Annotated in this window: 13 protein-coding genes; 5 read left to right on the forward strand and 8 right to left on the reverse strand. The window is 48.3% G+C overall.

The genetic code is table 11. The features are described from left to right. The first annotated feature begins 204 nt into the window (after nt 1-204). Nucleotides 205-2,736: a replication restart helicase PriA gene (gene priA, locus I2I11_RS05795; RefSeq protein WP_196266720.1), complete on the forward strand. Its 2,532-nt coding sequence runs from the start codon at nt 205-207 to the stop codon at nt 2,734-2,736. A gap of 150 nt (nt 2,737-2,886) precedes the next feature. Here the strand turns inward: priA and I2I11_RS05800 are convergent, their stop codons facing one another. The 3 genes from I2I11_RS05800 to I2I11_RS05810 form a co-directional block, all read right to left on the reverse strand. Beyond that, nucleotides 2,887-3,768, reverse strand: a complete 882-nt coding sequence (locus I2I11_RS05800; RefSeq protein ID WP_196266721.1) for an ATP-grasp fold amidoligase family protein — start codon at nt 3,766-3,768, stop codon at nt 2,887-2,889. 214 nt (nt 3,769-3,982) lie between these two features. Beyond that, nucleotides 3,983-4,165, reverse strand: a complete 183-nt coding sequence (locus I2I11_RS05805; RefSeq protein WP_196266722.1) for a hypothetical protein — start codon at nt 4,163-4,165, stop codon at nt 3,983-3,985. Between the two features lie 179 nt (nt 4,166-4,344). Beyond that, entirely contained in the window at nt 4,345-6,858 is a 2,514-nt protein-coding gene (locus I2I11_RS05810; RefSeq protein ID WP_230679919.1) for a M14 metallopeptidase family protein, read from the reverse strand. Between the two features lie 238 nt (nt 6,859-7,096). On the opposite strand from I2I11_RS05810, the gene I2I11_RS05815 reads away from it, so the two are divergent. The 3 genes from I2I11_RS05815 to I2I11_RS05825 all read left to right on the forward strand — a co-directional run bounded on the left by I2I11_RS05815 (nt 7,097) and on the right by I2I11_RS05825 (nt 9,492). Then, nucleotides 7,097-7,609: a hypothetical protein gene (locus I2I11_RS05815; protein ID WP_196266724.1), complete on the forward strand. Its 513-nt coding sequence runs from the start codon at nt 7,097-7,099 to the stop codon at nt 7,607-7,609. Nucleotides 7,610-7,727: 118 nt separating this feature from the next. Then, nucleotides 7,728-8,129 (forward strand): hypothetical protein, encoded by a 402-nt coding sequence (locus tag I2I11_RS05820; protein WP_196266725.1) that lies wholly within the window; start codon nt 7,728-7,730, stop codon nt 8,127-8,129. Between the two features lie 202 nt (nt 8,130-8,331). Next, nucleotides 8,332-9,492, forward strand: a complete 1,161-nt coding sequence (locus I2I11_RS05825) for a hypothetical protein (protein WP_196266726.1) — start codon at nt 8,332-8,334, stop codon at nt 9,490-9,492. 223 nt (nt 9,493-9,715) lie between these two features. On the opposite strand, the gene I2I11_RS05830 is transcribed toward I2I11_RS05825, so the two are convergent. The 3 genes from I2I11_RS05830 to I2I11_RS05840 form a co-directional block, all read right to left on the reverse strand. Then, nucleotides 9,716-10,429 carry a pirin family protein gene (locus tag I2I11_RS05830; protein WP_196266727.1) on the reverse strand — a complete coding sequence of 238 codons (714 nt, stop codon included), beginning with the start codon at nt 10,427-10,429 and terminating at the stop codon, nt 9,716-9,718. Nucleotide 10,430: 1 nt separating this feature from the next. Then, entirely contained in the window at nt 10,431-11,030 is a 600-nt protein-coding gene (locus I2I11_RS05835; RefSeq protein WP_196266728.1) for a nitroreductase family protein, read from the reverse strand. Nucleotides 11,031-11,102: 72 nt separating this feature from the next. After that, nucleotides 11,103-11,651: a YceI family protein gene (locus tag I2I11_RS05840; RefSeq protein ID WP_196266729.1), complete on the reverse strand. Its 549-nt coding sequence runs from the start codon at nt 11,649-11,651 to the stop codon at nt 11,103-11,105. Between the two features lie 322 nt (nt 11,652-11,973). Between I2I11_RS05840 and hisC the strand changes: the two genes are divergently transcribed. Beyond that, nucleotides 11,974-14,133: a histidinol-phosphate transaminase gene (hisC, locus tag I2I11_RS05845; RefSeq protein ID WP_196266730.1), complete on the forward strand. Its 2,160-nt coding sequence runs from the start codon at nt 11,974-11,976 to the stop codon at nt 14,131-14,133. Between the two features lie 195 nt (nt 14,134-14,328). Here hisC and I2I11_RS05850 read toward each other — a convergent pair whose 3' ends face one another. Both I2I11_RS05850 and I2I11_RS05855 read right to left on the reverse strand, forming a co-directional pair. Next, entirely contained in the window at nt 14,329-14,892 is a 564-nt protein-coding gene (locus tag I2I11_RS05850; RefSeq protein WP_196266731.1) for an NUDIX hydrolase, read from the reverse strand. A 250-nt stretch (nt 14,893-15,142) separates the two neighbouring features. Continuing rightward, a complete protein-coding gene (locus tag I2I11_RS05855) occupies nt 15,143-15,964 on the reverse strand; it encodes a TIGR04290 family methyltransferase (protein WP_196266732.1) in 822 nt (273 codons plus the stop codon). Between the last annotated feature and the right edge of the window lie 136 nt (nt 15,965-16,100).

Raw genomic sequence — 16,100 nt, forward strand, 5'->3', positions numbered from 1 at the left:
GCGCAAATAATCTCTTTACCGGCAGTTATGGCTGGCCATAAATCAGGACATTGAGAAATGCATATCGCTTTGTTGAAGGCATGCTGTGTTATATGATCCAGCACAAACAGCAATTTTATCAGGGCAGTCATTTAACCAGCAGGGCGACAGCAAAAACAATCATCATTTTTTACGACCTTTGCAGAAGCTAACAAAGTATCACCCTTGTCTGAACTGCTGAATTTCAATTTTCCGCCGGAGCCGGCTGTAGACCGCGTTACGTTATTTGCCGACGTGATCCTGCCCCTGCCCCTGCCCAAGCTGTATACCTACCGCATTCCTTTCGAGATGAACGACGAGGTGCTGGTGGGCGTGCGCGTGATTGTGCAGTTTGGGGCCAAAAGGGTGCTGAGTTGCATTGTAGCTGACATTCACGAAAATGCCCCCGCCGACTACCAGGCCAAGTATATCCTGGATGTGCTGGATGATACGCCCATCGTTACGGCGCCGCAGCTCAAGCTGTTTAAATGGATTGCCGATTACTATATGTGTACGCTGGGCGAGGTGATAAACGCGGCCCTGCCTTCCGCCCTGAAGCTGAGCAGTGAGTCGCGCATACAGCTGCACCCGCACTATAACCCCGAAGAGGACGATTTTATACTTGCACCGCAGGAGGAAAAAATTCTGTTGGCACTGCAGGACAACCAGGCGCTTACTTTTACCGAAGCAGGCAACCTCCTGCAGCTTAAAAACTATCATAAGTTCATTAAGTCGCTGATACAGAAGGAGGCCATCATCATTTATGAGCAGGTCAGCGACAAGTATGCGCCCAAGGTGGTAAAGAAAGTGCGCCTTTCAGAGCATTTCGTGCAGGAAGAAGGGCTGTTGGAGGAGCTTTTTAACCAGCTGACACCGCAGCCCAAACAGCTGGACGTGCTGCTGAACTACCTGCAGAAAGTGCCGGTGCACCAGGACATCCACCTGAACTACAAAGGTATCGAGAAAAGCGCCCTTACGACCAATACGCACCTGTCAGCCTCATCCATCAATACGCTCATTAAAAAAGGGGTGCTGGAGCAGTTTGATCAGATTGTGTCGCGCTTCCCGATGGACAGCGAACCGCAGCAACTGCCCATGGCCCTGTCGGAGTACCAGTTGCAGGCCAAAGACGAGATTCTGGGCTTGTTTAAAGAGAAAGATACGGTGCTGTTGCATGGCATAACGGGCAGCGGCAAAACCGAAGTATACATCGACCTGATAAAACATGCGCTGGAAGGCGGCGGGCAGGTGCTGTACCTGCTACCCGAAATTGCCCTCACTGCCCAAATCGTAACCCGCCTGATGAAGGTGTTTGGCGATAAACTGGGCGTATATCACTCCAAATTTTCTGATAACGAGCGGGCCGAAGTATGGCAGGGCGTGTTATCAGGCAAGTTTCAGGTAGTGGTTGGCGTCCGGTCGGCTGTTTTCCTGCCTTTCCATAACCTGTCGCTGATAATTGTGGACGAAGAGCACGAAGCCAGCTACAAGCAGTATGATCCGGCGCCACGCTACAACGCCCGCGAAACGGCCTTGGTAATGGCCAGCCTGCAAGGCGCCAAAACACTGCTGGGCTCGGCTACGCCTTCTATTGAGAGCTACTATAACTGCCAGACCGGCCGCTGGGGTTTGGTAAGTATGACCAGGCGGTTTGGAGAAGCGCAGCTGCCTGCTATGGAACTGGTGAATGTGCGCGAAGAGCAGCAGCGCAAAAACATGCACAGCCACTTTTCCGGCAAGCTATTAACAGCCATTGAGGAGCGCCTGCAGCGGCAGGAGCAGGTCATATTGTTTCAGAACCGCCGCGGCTACGCCCCTTTCATCAGTTGCGAAGAATGCTCCTGGATACCCAAGTGCAAGTATTGCGCCGTGAGCCTGTCGTACCACAAGTATAACGGTGAGTTGCGCTGCCACTACTGCGGCTATCACGAACGTATGCCCCACGATTGCCCCGCCTGCGGCGCCACGACGCTCAAAAGCATGGGCTTCGGCACAGAGAAGGTGGAAGACGACCTGAAACTGCTGCTGCCTAATGCGGAAATACAGCGCATGGACCTGGATACAACCAAAAAGAAAAACAGTTATCAGCAGATTATTGCGGATTTTGAGAGCGGCCGCACCAATGTGCTGGTGGGTACGCAAATGGTAACCAAAGGACTCGATTTCGAGAACGTAAGCCTGGTAGGCATTCTCAACGCCGACACGATTATCAACTTCCCCGACTTCCGGGCACATGAGCGGGCGTTTCAGCTTTTTGTGCAGGTAAGTGGCCGTGCCGGCCGGAAGGGCAAGCCCGGCACTGTGATCATCCAGACACGCGACCCGCTGCAACCTATTTTCCGGAAGGTGCATAGCAACGATTACCAGGGCTTGTACGAGCACGAGATAGAGGAGCGCCTGCGCTTTGGTTACCCGCCGTTTGTACGCATGATCCGCATCACAGTGAAGCATACCGAGGAGCATACCGCAGAAAATGCGGCTATTGTGCTGGCCAAAGATTTAGCTGATCAGCTGGGCAAGCAACAGGTGCTGGGGCCTGAGGTGCCTTATATCTTTAAGATTAGAAATCAGTTCCTGCAGGAGATCCATATTAAGCTGCCCCGCGAAAGCACCAACCTGAAAGCCGCGAAAGCACAGATAGCACAAGCTATTGCCAATCTCAGGCTGCTCCCCGACTTCAAAGGCATCCGGGTAGTGGCCGATGTGGACCCGGTGTAAATAAATAGATTTGAAAAAGCGTAATTTTAATTTACTTCTCTGCTTACTAGTATAGTCAGGACAGAATGCCAGCATTTTCAAGTATACTTCCCTTATCAAACCTGAGAGCGTCAAAATAAAGGAGATAAACCCGGCTTTATTCCCTTTATTTTAAATCATACCTTTGCAATACTTATCCCAGTAATCAATAAGCATCTGCTCTCCGGCAGGAGTAAAATTAGTTCCCATAAATGGGGTAGGTGTAAACTCTCCGAAAACAGCTCCCTTGTCGGTAGCATAAAAGTCTATCCTGACAAAGATACCATAGAGCCTGCTTAGTTTTTTGGCTTGTTCAATCATCTCTGCCAGGCAGACTGGTGGTTGCTGGTAAGTTCCTTTAGGATAGTAAGTATTAGGATTATCTATCTGCTTCCAGTTCTCATCGTAAAAAGTGCTGTACCCTTTTGTAGGACTTAATCTGTCTATAATGAAAATGTACGCAACCTCTCCGTTGAACATAAAGAATTTATAATCAATAGGTAGTTTGTATTCGCTCCTTTCTGTCTTCAAAAATTCTTCGACGAGAAATTCCAGATAAGGGTTTTGTTGTAAGGCTATACCTAATTTTTCGATAATATCCTGCTTTGTGTATGTTTGTTGGTCCATCAGATTGAACGAACCATCTATCACGAATACCAAATTAGACGAATAACCTATCGTCGGCCTTATCACAAACTGCTTGGGCAACTTCTCCACATCCAGTGTGCTTAAGTCTCTGCCTTTCCAATAAAGTTCTGCTACCCGGCAACCATTCATCTTAGCGAACTCACGGGAATTATACTTATTGCTAAGCTTGCGCTGCCAATTCTCTACATCCTGCCATTTAGCTAATGGGTCACTGGCACTCATAGGTGTATTTCGGACAGCCTCTGCATTGGGCGCATCCCAAAACGTACTGTGCCGGTGCTGAATGCGTGCAAAGAACTCCCCCCTTCGCCGATACAACTTGCCTTTCATGGCACGGACAATTAATTTAAATACTTTCTTTAACATAGCACTTCTATATGTAGATGTAATTTATTTGAACTTTAAATAACACGAATATATAATTTATATTTAAATCTATTAAAACTTTATATTAAGCATAACTACAACCACTTATTTACCGGCACCGTATACCTGTGACTTTGGCTAAAAGTTGAAGACCTGAGAGTTTGATTTATCTCCTGAGATAAGGAAGACTTTCGGGTTTTTATTTTGCTCTATACTATACATCTCTTTTCTTCCTGAGCAGCGCCATCAGGTAAATTGTTCCGAAAATCAGGAAAACAACAAGTAAAAACACATCAAAGGCGCTATAGTTTCCTGTGAAGACTCTATATCCGTTTAGGCCCGCAAATACAAAGCAGACAACTGTGAGGACAATACGATAGTACCTGCGATTTTGCATAGGCTAATATTTGTTTGCAGCTAAATATAATATAATCCTGATTGCTTAAATAACGCCTTTTGAAGCAACCAGGCACATGCTTCCATAATCCCGGGGCATAAGGGCGGCCACTTTATACCTGCTTGCTTACCGGCCTTATCACCATATACTTTAAGCGCTACGACGTGGATAGCACGTTTTTACTGGCCAACCAGGAACACAGCATTGCCGAACAGCAGCTTGCCGCCCTGCCAGAACGCCCGGAACAGCGGATTATCAGCCATGTATACTACCTGGCCGCGGCCCATCTCCTGCGTTCCCAGCAGCAACGCATCCTGCAGTTTTTGCCTGGCGCCGGCCCCTACAAAGCCGGTAATATAATTATCTTTTTTCAGAACGCCCACATTCCAGCCATCTTCCATAAATTCAAAAACATCGGTGGAGCGTATTAAGGCATAGTAGTCCCCGTCGTAGCCGAACGCCAGCGGATGTGTTTTATCTAAATCCACCCGAAATATACTTCCCTGCACCATGCCGGCCAATTCTGCCCGCTCGCGACTGCCGTAAGCTTTCAAATCAGCATAAGGGTCCTGGTTTTCTTTTGATTTCTCTTTATCTTCTATTTCCTTCAGCTTCAGGTCAAAATCCTTTTTACCTGCCAGAAAACTCGCGGCGCCTTCCATGGCAATAAGTTTGCCGCCCGCTCTTATCCAGTCCTTCACGTTTTCCAGCGTTTTCTCGTCCAGCACACGGCTGTAGGAGCCATCCGGCAGTATAAGCACATCAAAATCCTGAAGCGGCACCCGGCTGAAGTAAGAAGTATTTACGGCGGTAACAGGATAGCCAATTTGCTGCTCAAAATAGTGCCATACTTCGCCAAAGCCATAGGCTGATACACCCTCGCCGGTCATCACGGCCACTTTAGGCATTTTCAGAGAATGTACATTGCCGGAGCCAAAGTCGCTGCCGCTGGTGGCAAAGCCGGTTTCGGTGGCTGCAAGCGACACGTTATACTTTGTGGCCAGCTCGCGCACCATAGTGTCCAGCTCATCCCCTATCTGCTCGTTGCCGTTGCGCGTGATGATAAGGGTACCCGGCGCATATTGCTGGTTGTTTATCTCAAAGGCCTTCTCCGCCATACGTACTTTTATACCATGCTGCATCACATCCGCCAGGAAACGCAGATCATCAACACTGTTCCAGGGTACCAGGTAGGCATAAGGCTTTGCCATAGAGAGGGCAGACGTAGCTAACGTAATCGGTTTAGCCGCACCGGGCTCCAGGCGGTTTTTCAGCGCATAAGCCTGCAGGCCATAGGCATAAGGTATAGCCCAGGTGGTGATGTCGTATGTCAGGGAATCTTCCAGTTTTGCCTGTGGCTCGAACAGCACTTTTACAAGTGTCGATTTTGGCTGATACATACTTATCACCAAATCATTCTGCCCGATTTTGAAGTTTTCGTTTTTGCCGGTGGCATAGTTAAACCCTTTGGCGGAACTGCTTTTACCGGCATAGCCATACTTAATCTGCTGGCCATCGAGGTAGCTGGTGAGTTGCTGCAGTTTGGCGGTGTTCGCCCCATCTGCTTTCAGCACGAAAGTTTTATAGTTGCCGGCCGGGTTGTGCAGGTTGTTGTCGTAATATTTGCGGAACTCCTGCTTTAGCTGGTCAGCTTTTTCGGAAGTGGCCTGAATAGTGGCCTTGCTGGCTGCTACGTGGTGTGCAATGCGCTGCGCCAGCGTCAGCGTATCGCCATCTTCTTTCTGATACGCCAGCCCCGCACGGCCGGAACCGCCCTGCTCATACGTCATGCCGATGGCGCCGTTGTAAGTGGGCCAGGTATCGCCGTAGCTGGGGTAAAACAGGTCGTACTGCTCGCGGGTAAAGTATAGCCAGTTGTTTTTGTCGAAATATTGCCGGTTATAGTCGCCGATGGTGTTCTGAAACTGGCGCTGCCAAGGCGTAATACTCTCGTGGAAAGGCCTGGCTGCCGGCGAAAAATAGTAAGATGCTTCCGGCCCCATCTCATGAAAATCGGCATGTACCTGCGGCAGCCAGTTGTTGTATACCGCTATGCGCTGCTTCGATTCAATTTGCGTTTGCCAGGCCCAGTCGCGGTTCAGGTCGAAGTAGTAGTGGTTCGGCCTGCCGCCCGGCCAGGGCTCCCAATGCTCCCAGGCATAGGGCGCCGCATTGCCTCCCTGGTTGGCTGCCTGCTTGTACCACTGCACATAGCGCTCGTGTCCGTCGGGATTCACCATCGGGTCTATCAGCACCACCGTATTTTGCAGCCATTGTTTGCTCTGCTCATTGGCCGGGTTCACGAGGTCGTAAAGTACCTGCATCACGGCTTCCGAACTGACTGCCTCGTTACCATGCACATTATAGCTCAGCCAGGCAATGGCCGGTTGATTGCCCTGTACCTGCCCGCTTTCCACGCCCGCCATGCGCAGGCTGTTTTCCCGGATTTGCTCCAGGCGCGGCAGATTTTCATCCGAGGCCACGTAAGCCAGCACCAGCGGACGGCCCTCGTACGTATGGCCATACTCCTGCACTTTCAACCGGTTGGGCGCCTGCTGCGCCAGGTAGTTTACATAGTCCAGCACGCGTGACTGCGGTGTAAATTGCTGGCCCAGTTCATAACCCAGAAAAGCTGCCGGCGATTTCAGGGGGTTTTGCTGCGCTATTGCCGACGATACACTCAGCAGTATCATTATAAAAGCGACAAGCCGCTTTAAGGAGTATAGCATATTTTTAATTCGAGATGATGGTTTTGGCAGAAGTATAATGAAGGCACAATCTGGAGAAAAATGATGAGTTTGGCAAATAGCAAAAACAATTGGTTGCTGTACAAAATATATGTTGCCGGTATAGAAAATACCCTTTTATACTGATAGCCTTTCTCAAAAATAAAGCGTAAACTTATTTATGATTATTTCTCCATATAATATTATGGAAAAACTATTTCTGTTTTCGGCAATGATGTGCCTGCTGCTGGTCAGCTGCCAGTACCCTGATGATGACGTGGACATGCCGGAACCTGAACCGGAGAAACCTGTAAGCGAGCGAATACTAGGCACCTGGATAAATACCAGAACCACCTTTATAGAACTTAATTCGACCGGTAAGCCTCTCAACAAGTTTATACATGATCATCCTTATTCCTATCCCAGAGGTTATTTTTATAGCATTGACAGTAATTATGTTACTACCTTTTACTCTCTCGATAATCAGGATGAGATGCAAGAATCGGTGGGATATACACTTACTGAAAGCAAAGGTAAAACATACATTGGAGAAGAAACATTTATTGGCACTACAGTATACGAGATAACAATCCTTACAGACAGCACAATGAAATGGGTAATGAATGACAGCCTCGCAGCACTATCAGATGCATATGATAAAGGTTCATATCCTGATGGAGTTAATTTGATAGAAGATTTTATAAAGTATAAAAGATAAACAGTTTGCTATGCTATAGAAATAAGTGGCAGCAAAATATATAGTTGTTAATCTGAGCGTATGAAGCTTTTGTACACATCAAATCAGCATTACTTACCAAATATAAATATATGTTACTATGAAAAAGCTATTTCTACTTCCAATGATGGTTTGCCTGCTGCTGGCCGGCTGCCAGGATCCCGATGATGATGTAGATATGCCGGAGCCCCAGAAGCCTGTAAGTGAATTGATACAAGGAGAGTGGGACGGCGTACCCAGCTATGGCAGCGATAGTGGCCATGAACAATGGAATTACAGCTTTGATAACGGAGAGTTTCGCGCTGCCGATGCTAATGATCCGGAAGAGTACTCTTTTGGAGAATATACACTTTCTGAAAGTGGGGGCAAGAACTTTATAGAACTGGTAGATAACTTTGAAAGTAGCGCTAAGTATGAGATAACAGCTATTTCGGATAGCGCCATGACGTGGAAACTGACCGATGGCGGAGGCCCGGATACATGGCAGTTCACCAGGAAGTAACTACTACATAAATCAGAACAGCAAAGGGAGGCACTAACCTCCCTTTGCTGTTTATAATACCTTAATACTTCGAAAGAAAGAAGTTCTGTTGCCTTTCCTGTCAAACCATTTAGATAAGCAAAGAAAAATCCAATATTTTTGGCTAATTTAAAAATTATATGTATAATGCAGTATAACTTTAATCCAATAAAATACAATACTTATGAAAAAGCAACTTTTACTACCATTCCTGTTCATCGCCTTATACTTTTCTGCCTGCACACCAGATGATAATGTGGATATGCCTCAGCCTGAACCGCAGAAGCCCATTTCTGAACTGATTGAAGGAGACTGGGACCTCTACATGCAAATAGACATAGATTCTTCTGGCAACGAAACCCCTTCTACTAAAAATCAAACTTTAGTATATTCCATCTCTAACAACAGTTACTATGTTATTGATTATCCTTACGAAGGGGGCGCTGGAGGCAGGTATGGAGACTATACAATTTTTGAAAGTGATGGCAAAAATTATATAGAAACGGACGAGGACGTTTCTGGCCATGCCGTTTTCCAGATTACCTCCATCACAGACAGTACCATGACCTGGGAAATGACCGACAGCCTTGCTCAACTATCAGATGCGTATCAAGGGGAACATTTTAAGATGAAGTTCAAGACGCTTCAGTCCTCACCAAGGATAAAGGTATTGGGCAACTGGAATGCAACCAAATCTACAAAGGTCACTTATGATGCCCTCGGCAATGTCATCAGCACAGAAGAAGTTACACCAGACATCAAACTACTTCAGTTTACGGAAGATGAGAACGTATTTGTTTACTGGAACCAGGACAATAGTGATGCCGCTTATCGGTATGTACTGGAACAAGGCGCAGATACGACCTCCCTCATTTTAAAAAGCCCAGCCGCTAGATATGCAACCATTTTGCATGCAACCATAACAGCTATTTCGGACAGCGAGATGATATGGGAGCAGGAAGAAAGTCCTACAGTATCTTATATCACGGAGTTCACTAAAGTGGTCAAACCCACTGTGTCTGATAATTCTGTGGCATCAAAAATTATTGGAGAGTGGACAGAACAGGACACAACTAATCCCTATACCTATGTGCTAGATGGAAGTGAAATGCAGATCTACACAAATCCAGACGAGGTATTCGCAACTGTCAAATATTCAGTCATTGAGCGGAATGATAAAACCTATCTGTCGTATCAGGAGGCCGAAGATTACAGATACAACTATGAAATAACTCAACTGTCGGATAGCAGCATGACGTGGGTACCAGTACACAAGCTGCCCTTTTTACCTGGTTATAATGAGAATACTTACGGCAGTACCACGGTATTAACACGGAGCAAGTAATCAATAAATAAATTTTTATCCAATGGAGGCGCTAACCTTCATTGGATATATGATACTTAGCTACAAGCATTAAGACACTTAGGCATAACATGCCTGAAATGTTAAAAAGAAAGCCCAATCTATGTTGGGCTTTCTTTTTTGATAACTAATAATTTTTTGGATATTTTCTGCTTTTGGAACTGTGCACGCAGCGAGGTATGGCTATTATACTTATACCCTCTACTTACTGCATCGGCACTTCCATCAGCAGAACTTCCGCGTCGGAACTGGCTTTTATACTTACCGTGTCGGTTTCGGAGATGCCGATTCCGTCGCGTTTGCTTAGTTTTTCGCCATCAATCTCTAAATCACCTTCCAGCACAAAGGCATACACACCGTTGCCGGCTTTATGAATTTTATACTCCTCCGAGAAGCCGCTCTTTAAACTTCCCAGCGAGAACCAGGCATCCTGGTTTATCCAGATAGCCTTGCCATCCTGCTCCGGCGAAACGACTGTTTGCAGCTGGTTCTGGCGATCTTCCGGGTTAAAGGTTTTTTGATCGTAACGCGGCGCAATGTTCTCCTCTTTCGGCAGCACCCAGATTTGCAGGAAGTTTACTTTCTCGGATTTGGAATGATTATACTCCGAGTGCGTCAGTCCACTGCCAGCAGACATAATCTGCACATCGTTTGTGTAGATAACTTTCTTGTTGCCGGTGCTGTCCTGGTGCTCCAATGCGCCGGACAAGGGTATGGAAATGATTTCCATGTTGTCGTGGGCGTGCGCGCCAAAGCCCATGCCGGGCGCTACCACATCATCGTTTATCACCCGCAGCAGGCCAAAGCCCATGCGCTGCGGATTATAGTAGCGCGCAAAACTGAAAGTATGATGCGAATCGAGCCAGCCGTGGTTGGCATGGCCGCGCGTATTAGCTTTATCTATTACTTTTTTGCTCATTTTATTTGTCCTCCTCTGTAAATGCACTGTTGCCCCAGGCGCCATTATATACCAGCTCATTTAGTGGTTTGCGAGTACGTGGCGCCAGTTCGCGGGCCTTTAAATTATCCGGCAACTGTTCTATATCACCCAGGTAGCCAATCGAAGCCATCAACACAGGCTCATAACCAGCCGGCAGTTGCAGCAGTTCTGTTGCCTTTTCAGTTGAAAAACCACCCATCAGATGCACGTATAGTTCCAATTGGGTAGCCTGCGCCAGCAGGTTGCCCGTGGCCAGTCCTACATCGTGCCAGGCATGGGCATAGTCGCTTCCGGTGGCTGTGAAGGCTGTTTTAGCGATGGTCAGCAACAGCACCGGCGCATACTGCGCCCAAATGCGGTTTCCTTCTGCAAGACATTCCAGAAGTTTGTGGTAACCTTCAGGGTTCTCGTTTTTGTCGGCATAAATAAAGCGCCAGGGTTGTTCATTTATGGCCGAAGGCGCCCAGCGCGCGGCCTCAAACAAGGCCTGTAAATCTTCAACGGGCACCGGCCTGCTACTGTAGGCCCTGGTGCTTCGCCTGTTTCTGATAAGTTCGTGCACGTTTGTGTTCTCTGCCATTTATATATTGCTGTTATAGTATAAAACCGCCCGATGTAAGGCCGGGCGGCTTTTATACTTACTCTAAATCTATTACTGTTGTTTAATCAGTTCCACATGGGCTTTCAGCTTAACCTGTTTGCCCAGTACGGCACCGCCCGCTTCCAGCAAACCATTCCACTGCAGGCCGAAATCGAAGCGATCGATTTTGCCTTCTACCTGAAAACCGGCTCTGGTATAGCCGTACGGATCTTTAATTACGCCACCTTTGGTTACGTTCAGTGTAATCTCTTTGGTAATATCCCGGATGGTCAGGTCGCCGGTCAATTTAAATTCTTCTTCGTCCAGTTGCGTTACCTTTGTGCTCTTAAAGGTAATAACCGGATACTGCGCCGCATCAAAAAAGTCGGCGGCAAGCAGGTGGTTGTCGCGATCAGTGTTGCCGGTGTTAATACTGGCAACTTTTATACTTACCTCGGCAGAAGCATCGGAGAAATCATCGCCCGATGCGATTACGTCTAAAGTATAATCACCGAAGCTGCCTTCTGCTTCTGAAATAAGCATGTGGCGGATGGCAAACTGAATTTTAGAGTGGCTTTGGTCTACAGCCCAGGTGGTTTTGGTTTCTGTTGTTGTATTCATTTTTTGTTTTTATTAAGAATGGTGTTGTTCTCTTTATCAGGAGTAGCTGCAAGGGTAATGGACAGCCATAAACGTCCTGCAGGCACTGCCATAGTCAAACTATTTGTATGTATATACATCAAATGTATGTACATATTTTCAAATCTACAAATTTTTCCCGATTTTTTTTCTTCATACGCCCGCGCCTGCAGCAAAACCAGGCTACCAGTTATGTTGGCCAGAAAAAAAGAAGCAGATAAGCTATCAATTATTATTTATATTTGCGATTTGCGGAGAACCTACAAACGTATTTTATTATTAATTTTGTACTATAAGTATAATTATGATAACAGAAGATAGAGCAGTATACAGGGCTGCTTCCAACGAAAATCTTTTTGGCGTATCAGCCCAGGTAACTACCTCTCTGCAGCGTGCTTTAGCAAACATCTATCGTTACCCTGACCCCGGCGCCACTTTGCTGCGGGAGGCTATTGCCGCAAAACTGCACATAACACCGGATGAAGTAATGGTTGGGAGCGGCTCCGCAGAACTCATTTCGCTGCTTATCCGTGTTTTTTGCCGCCCTTTCCTGGAATCTGCCGTACTGTCGGTAGCTCCTACGTACCCGCTGTACCAGGCCGAAGCTGAGGCACTGGGCGTACAATACACAGTAGCGCCACTCAACAGCAGCTTCCACTTCGACATCGACAGTCTCCTGGCCAAAGTAACGCCCCAAACACGCCTTTGCTTTATCTCAAATCCCAACAACCCAACAGGTACCTGCCTGACGCAGGCACAACTGGTGCGGCTGCTGCATGAATTGCCCCCGCAGGTAATATTGGTACTGGACGAAGCTTATATCGAATTTGCTGCTGCGCCCGACATAGCAGATGCGCTGCCCTTGCTGGAGCAGCGGCCCAACCTGGTGGTGCTCCGTACTTTCTCCAAAGCCTATGGCCTGGCCTCGCTACGCGTGGGTTATATGCTGGCCTCCCGGGAACTGCTGCGCCAGGTAGCGCTGGTCAAGCAACCGTATACCGTAAACCAATTAGCCCAGGTAGCAGCACAAACAGCCCTGCAGGACGAAGATTTTCTGCACCAGACGCTGCAGGCTACCGCAGCCGGCAAAGCCCACCTGCAGGAGTTGCTCGATTTTGTGGGGGTGCAGTGGTGGCCGTCGGAGGGAAACTTTGTGCTGGCAGATGCCGGAACACCGGCCCAACCCATTGTGGCGCAGCTGCTGCAGCAAGGTGTACTGGTGCGCGAAACCAGCGATGCGCACGCTTTCCGAATCACCATCGGGCCAAAAGATCACCAGGATTATTTATACCGGCAATTACAAACTATACTTGCACCGGAAGCTGTTTGGGAGCACCCGGCGCTGGCACAAATTCTGCGTACAGGCTATACGCTGGCGCAAGGCAATGCAGCAGCTTCTGAGGAGGCACTTCACCAACTGGCAAGTGTTGCTTCTAGCACCGGCAGCCCGGAAGAGCGCATTGCGCTGGCCTTTGCCCGGGCGTTCCATGCAAAACTCGCTGCAGACGAAAATGTATATGCCGGCAACCTGTACAGCAGCACTTTCGGGGCCATGGATATGATTTCGGCTTTTGGGGTGCTTATCCGGCAAACACCGCTGGTAACATTCGGCCACCTGTTCTCTAACCTGGCTATATTGGAGGCCACAGCAAATTCACCGGAAATCCATATTCTGGATTTGGGTATAGGCGCAGGCTTACAGTGGCTGCACCTGCTGGAGATGCTGGCCAGCCGTGCCGGTGGCGCACCCAAAGTACGGATTACGGGCGTTGATATCCCGGCTGCCGAAGGAGCGCCCGAAAGCAGATTAATTGAAACAGGCGAGCGGCTGCAGCAACATGCAGCACAGCTGGGCATCAATTTCAGCTATACTTACCTGGCCGGCAGGCTGGAAGACGTATACCTGCAGGATTTATACTTTGCTCCGTCAGAAACCCTGGTGGCCAATGCTGCTTTTACACTCCACCACCTCCCCGACCAGTTACTGGGCCAGCCGGATCAGCGCGACCGTGTGCTGCAGCAGCTAAAGCAACTTCAGCCGAAAATATTTACACTCACAGAGCCTGACTCAGAACACAACAACCTGCATCTTGTACCGCGCCTGCGCGAATCGTTGCGGCACTATTATACAGTATTTGATGTGCTGGATACCGTGCTGCCGCCACAGCTGCCGGAGCGCCAGGTAATAGAACAGGAATTCTTCGGGCGCGAGATCATCAATGTAATTTCGTGTGAGGGAACAGCACGCGTGGAGCGCCACGAGCGCAACGCAGCCTGGCAGCGCCGCTTAACCAGAACCGGCTTCAGCCCCTTTGCGCTAACAATGCTGCCGCTACAGCTGGTTGACTACCTGCAACTACATGAGAACTTTACTTTAGTGGAAAATGGCGCAGGCTACTCGCTGTGCTGGAAAGGTACGCCTGTAGTAGCAGCCACAGCCTGGGTAAGCGCTACGTCCTTATAGTGTCTTTAAGGCCTGTGAGCGTCTGAAGTATGATGTTGGGTTCCCTCCGCTATGCAAGCTTGTAGCGCCACTTTTTAAAACTTCGAAATATGAAAGTATGAGCTACAAGCCCGCATCAGCAAAGCGGTAAAAATAAGCTCCTGTATTCCACGAATCACGCTCCGGAAAACCAGATTCTGACAAGGGCTGTTCTTCTTATAACCCTAACTTTCGCAGCACCAGCAGGCAGAGCGCCACAGAACCCGACACATTTACTTCACCTTTCAGCACCAGTTGTTCCACTTCCTGCAGCGGCACTTTCAGCACTTCAATGTCTTCACTTTCATCCAGGTTCTGTTCGGCTACTTTACGCACATTCCGGGCCAGGAAGAAGTATATCTTGTTGGTGTCTTTGGTCGGGTTGTCGATGGCTTCCAGCAGTTGCTCCACGTTATCGGAAGTATAGCCGGTTTCTTCCAGCACTTCGCGCATGGCAGCCGCTTTCGGATCTGTTTCGCCCTCGTTGATAACGCCGCCGGGTAATTCCAGGAAAATCCTGCCGGCCGCATGCTTGTACTGCCTTACAAAAATAACCTGGTTATCGCCGGTGAGCGGAAAAGTAAGCACCACGTCAGGGCGCACACTCACAAAATAATCGTCCATCTCGCGTCCGTTTGGCAGGGCCACGTGGTCACGGCGCAGCTTGTACCATTTATGCTCGAATACCAGTTCCGATTTCAGGGTTTTCCAGGGTTGCAGGGTATGCTTTTTATCTTCCATTTCCGATTTTAAGAAAAAGTTCTCTTTATTAACACAGCAGGCTTCTGGCCGTTATACCTGCTAAACATATCTTTCAGAGAGTCTTCGTTATCCGTTAATGTACAACTTCTGTGGTTTGTATACCTATATATTTGCTGCAATTATACACAATCATATAAATGCGCAGCGCCTGCTGTATTAGCAGGCGCTGCTGTAGATGTTTATTTATACCCGGCATATGTGCGATCAGAATTTCGGGCTGTACGACAGGTTATTTCCGGCCATCGCGGCCTTCCATGTATACATTTTTATCTTTTACTTTTTCCTGCACGGCTTCCTGCCAGTCCTGGCCGGTGGCTGACAGGTATTCTGACTGGTTCCATTGCTGTTTCTTGCGAAGTGCCTCGTCGACTTCCAGAATATACATCTCGTGGCCGGGATGCTCTACTACGCGAAAGCCGCAGGAACGCATCATGGCTTCGATGGCTGCATGATTGGGCGCCCACCAGTTAGTAGGGTCGCCGGCCATGCGCTTCTCGATAAAGGCCATTTTTGGCCAGGTTTCGGCGAGCATGCGTTTGCGGTCGTTAATGTCAAAATCTTCGGGTGCTTCCGCCGTTTTTTCGCCGGGCATTGTCAGCGTCTGAAACACCATCTGCTTGCGGCATTTCTGTGAGAGAATATCGAGCGAAAGCAACGGATAGCGCAGGTGATAAAGTACGCCCATGTACCAGATAAGGTCGAACTGGCGGTCAAGGCGCGCGATGTCGTACACCTGCATCTGCTTCAGCTCTATTTTATCTTCCAGGTCAAATTGTTTTGCCGCCCATGCTGCCTGCCGCAGGTAATGCGGATCCACATCGATGCCCAGCACTGTTGCGCCGCGTTTAGCTAGCTCTATACTATAAAAGCCGGCGTTGCAGCCAATGTCCAGCACTTCCCAACCCGATAAATCTGCGGGAATGTATGGCGCCAGTTCTGCCCATTTAAAAGCAGGGAAATCGCCCAAAGTATGGTTAGGCGCCGTTTGCCTGCCGTTTGGCAGGTGTAAATTGTGGAACCATGGGCCAAGCTGATCTATTTCCTGCTGCATTTTAATTTTGAATATGTGAAGTAATTTGTTTTATCTGATTTTAAGCTAGATAGTACCGCTTTCTCCTGCTGGTGCGAGCTTGCAGCTCGTACTTCCCCGTTACAGGAACATTAAAAGAAGTACGAGCTGCAAGCTC

It is taken from the genome of Pontibacter rufus (assembly GCF_015694705.1).
Taxonomy (GTDB): Bacteria; Bacteroidota; Bacteroidia; order Cytophagales; family Hymenobacteraceae; genus Pontibacter; species Pontibacter rufus.

Bases quoted from the DNA above. Each gene is read 5' to 3' on its own strand.
- I2I11_RS05805 (WP_196266722.1), bottom strand. From the start codon at position 4,165: ATGCAAAATCGCAGGTACTATCGTATTGTCCTCACAGTTGTCTGCTTT.
- I2I11_RS05840 (WP_196266729.1), bottom strand. From the start codon at position 11,651: ATGAATACAACAACAGAAACCAAAACCACCTGGGCTGTAGACCAAAGC.
- I2I11_RS05855 (WP_196266732.1), bottom strand. From the start codon at position 15,964: ATGCAGCAGGAAATAGATCAGCTTGGCCCATGGTTCCACAATTTACAC.
- I2I11_RS05835 (WP_196266728.1), bottom strand. From the start codon at position 11,030: ATGGCAGAGAACACAAACGTGCACGAACTTATCAGAAACAGGCGAAGC.
- hisC (WP_196266730.1), top strand. From the start codon at position 11,974: ATGATAACAGAAGATAGAGCAGTATACAGGGCTGCTTCCAACGAAAAT.
- I2I11_RS05820 (WP_196266725.1), top strand. From the start codon at position 7,728: ATGAAAAAGCTATTTCTACTTCCAATGATGGTTTGCCTGCTGCTGGCC.
- I2I11_RS05850 (WP_196266731.1), bottom strand. From the start codon at position 14,892: ATGGAAGATAAAAAGCATACCCTGCAACCCTGGAAAACCCTGAAATCG.
- I2I11_RS05825 (WP_196266726.1), top strand. From the start codon at position 8,332: ATGAAAAAGCAACTTTTACTACCATTCCTGTTCATCGCCTTATACTTT.
- I2I11_RS05810 (WP_230679919.1), bottom strand. From the start codon at position 6,858: ATGATACTGCTGAGTGTATCGTCGGCAATAGCGCAGCAAAACCCCCTG.
- I2I11_RS05815 (WP_196266724.1), top strand. From the start codon at position 7,097: ATGGAAAAACTATTTCTGTTTTCGGCAATGATGTGCCTGCTGCTGGTC.
- I2I11_RS05800 (WP_196266721.1), bottom strand. From the start codon at position 3,768: ATGTTAAAGAAAGTATTTAAATTAATTGTCCGTGCCATGAAAGGCAAG.
- I2I11_RS05830 (WP_196266727.1), bottom strand. From the start codon at position 10,429: ATGAGCAAAAAAGTAATAGATAAAGCTAATACGCGCGGCCATGCCAAC.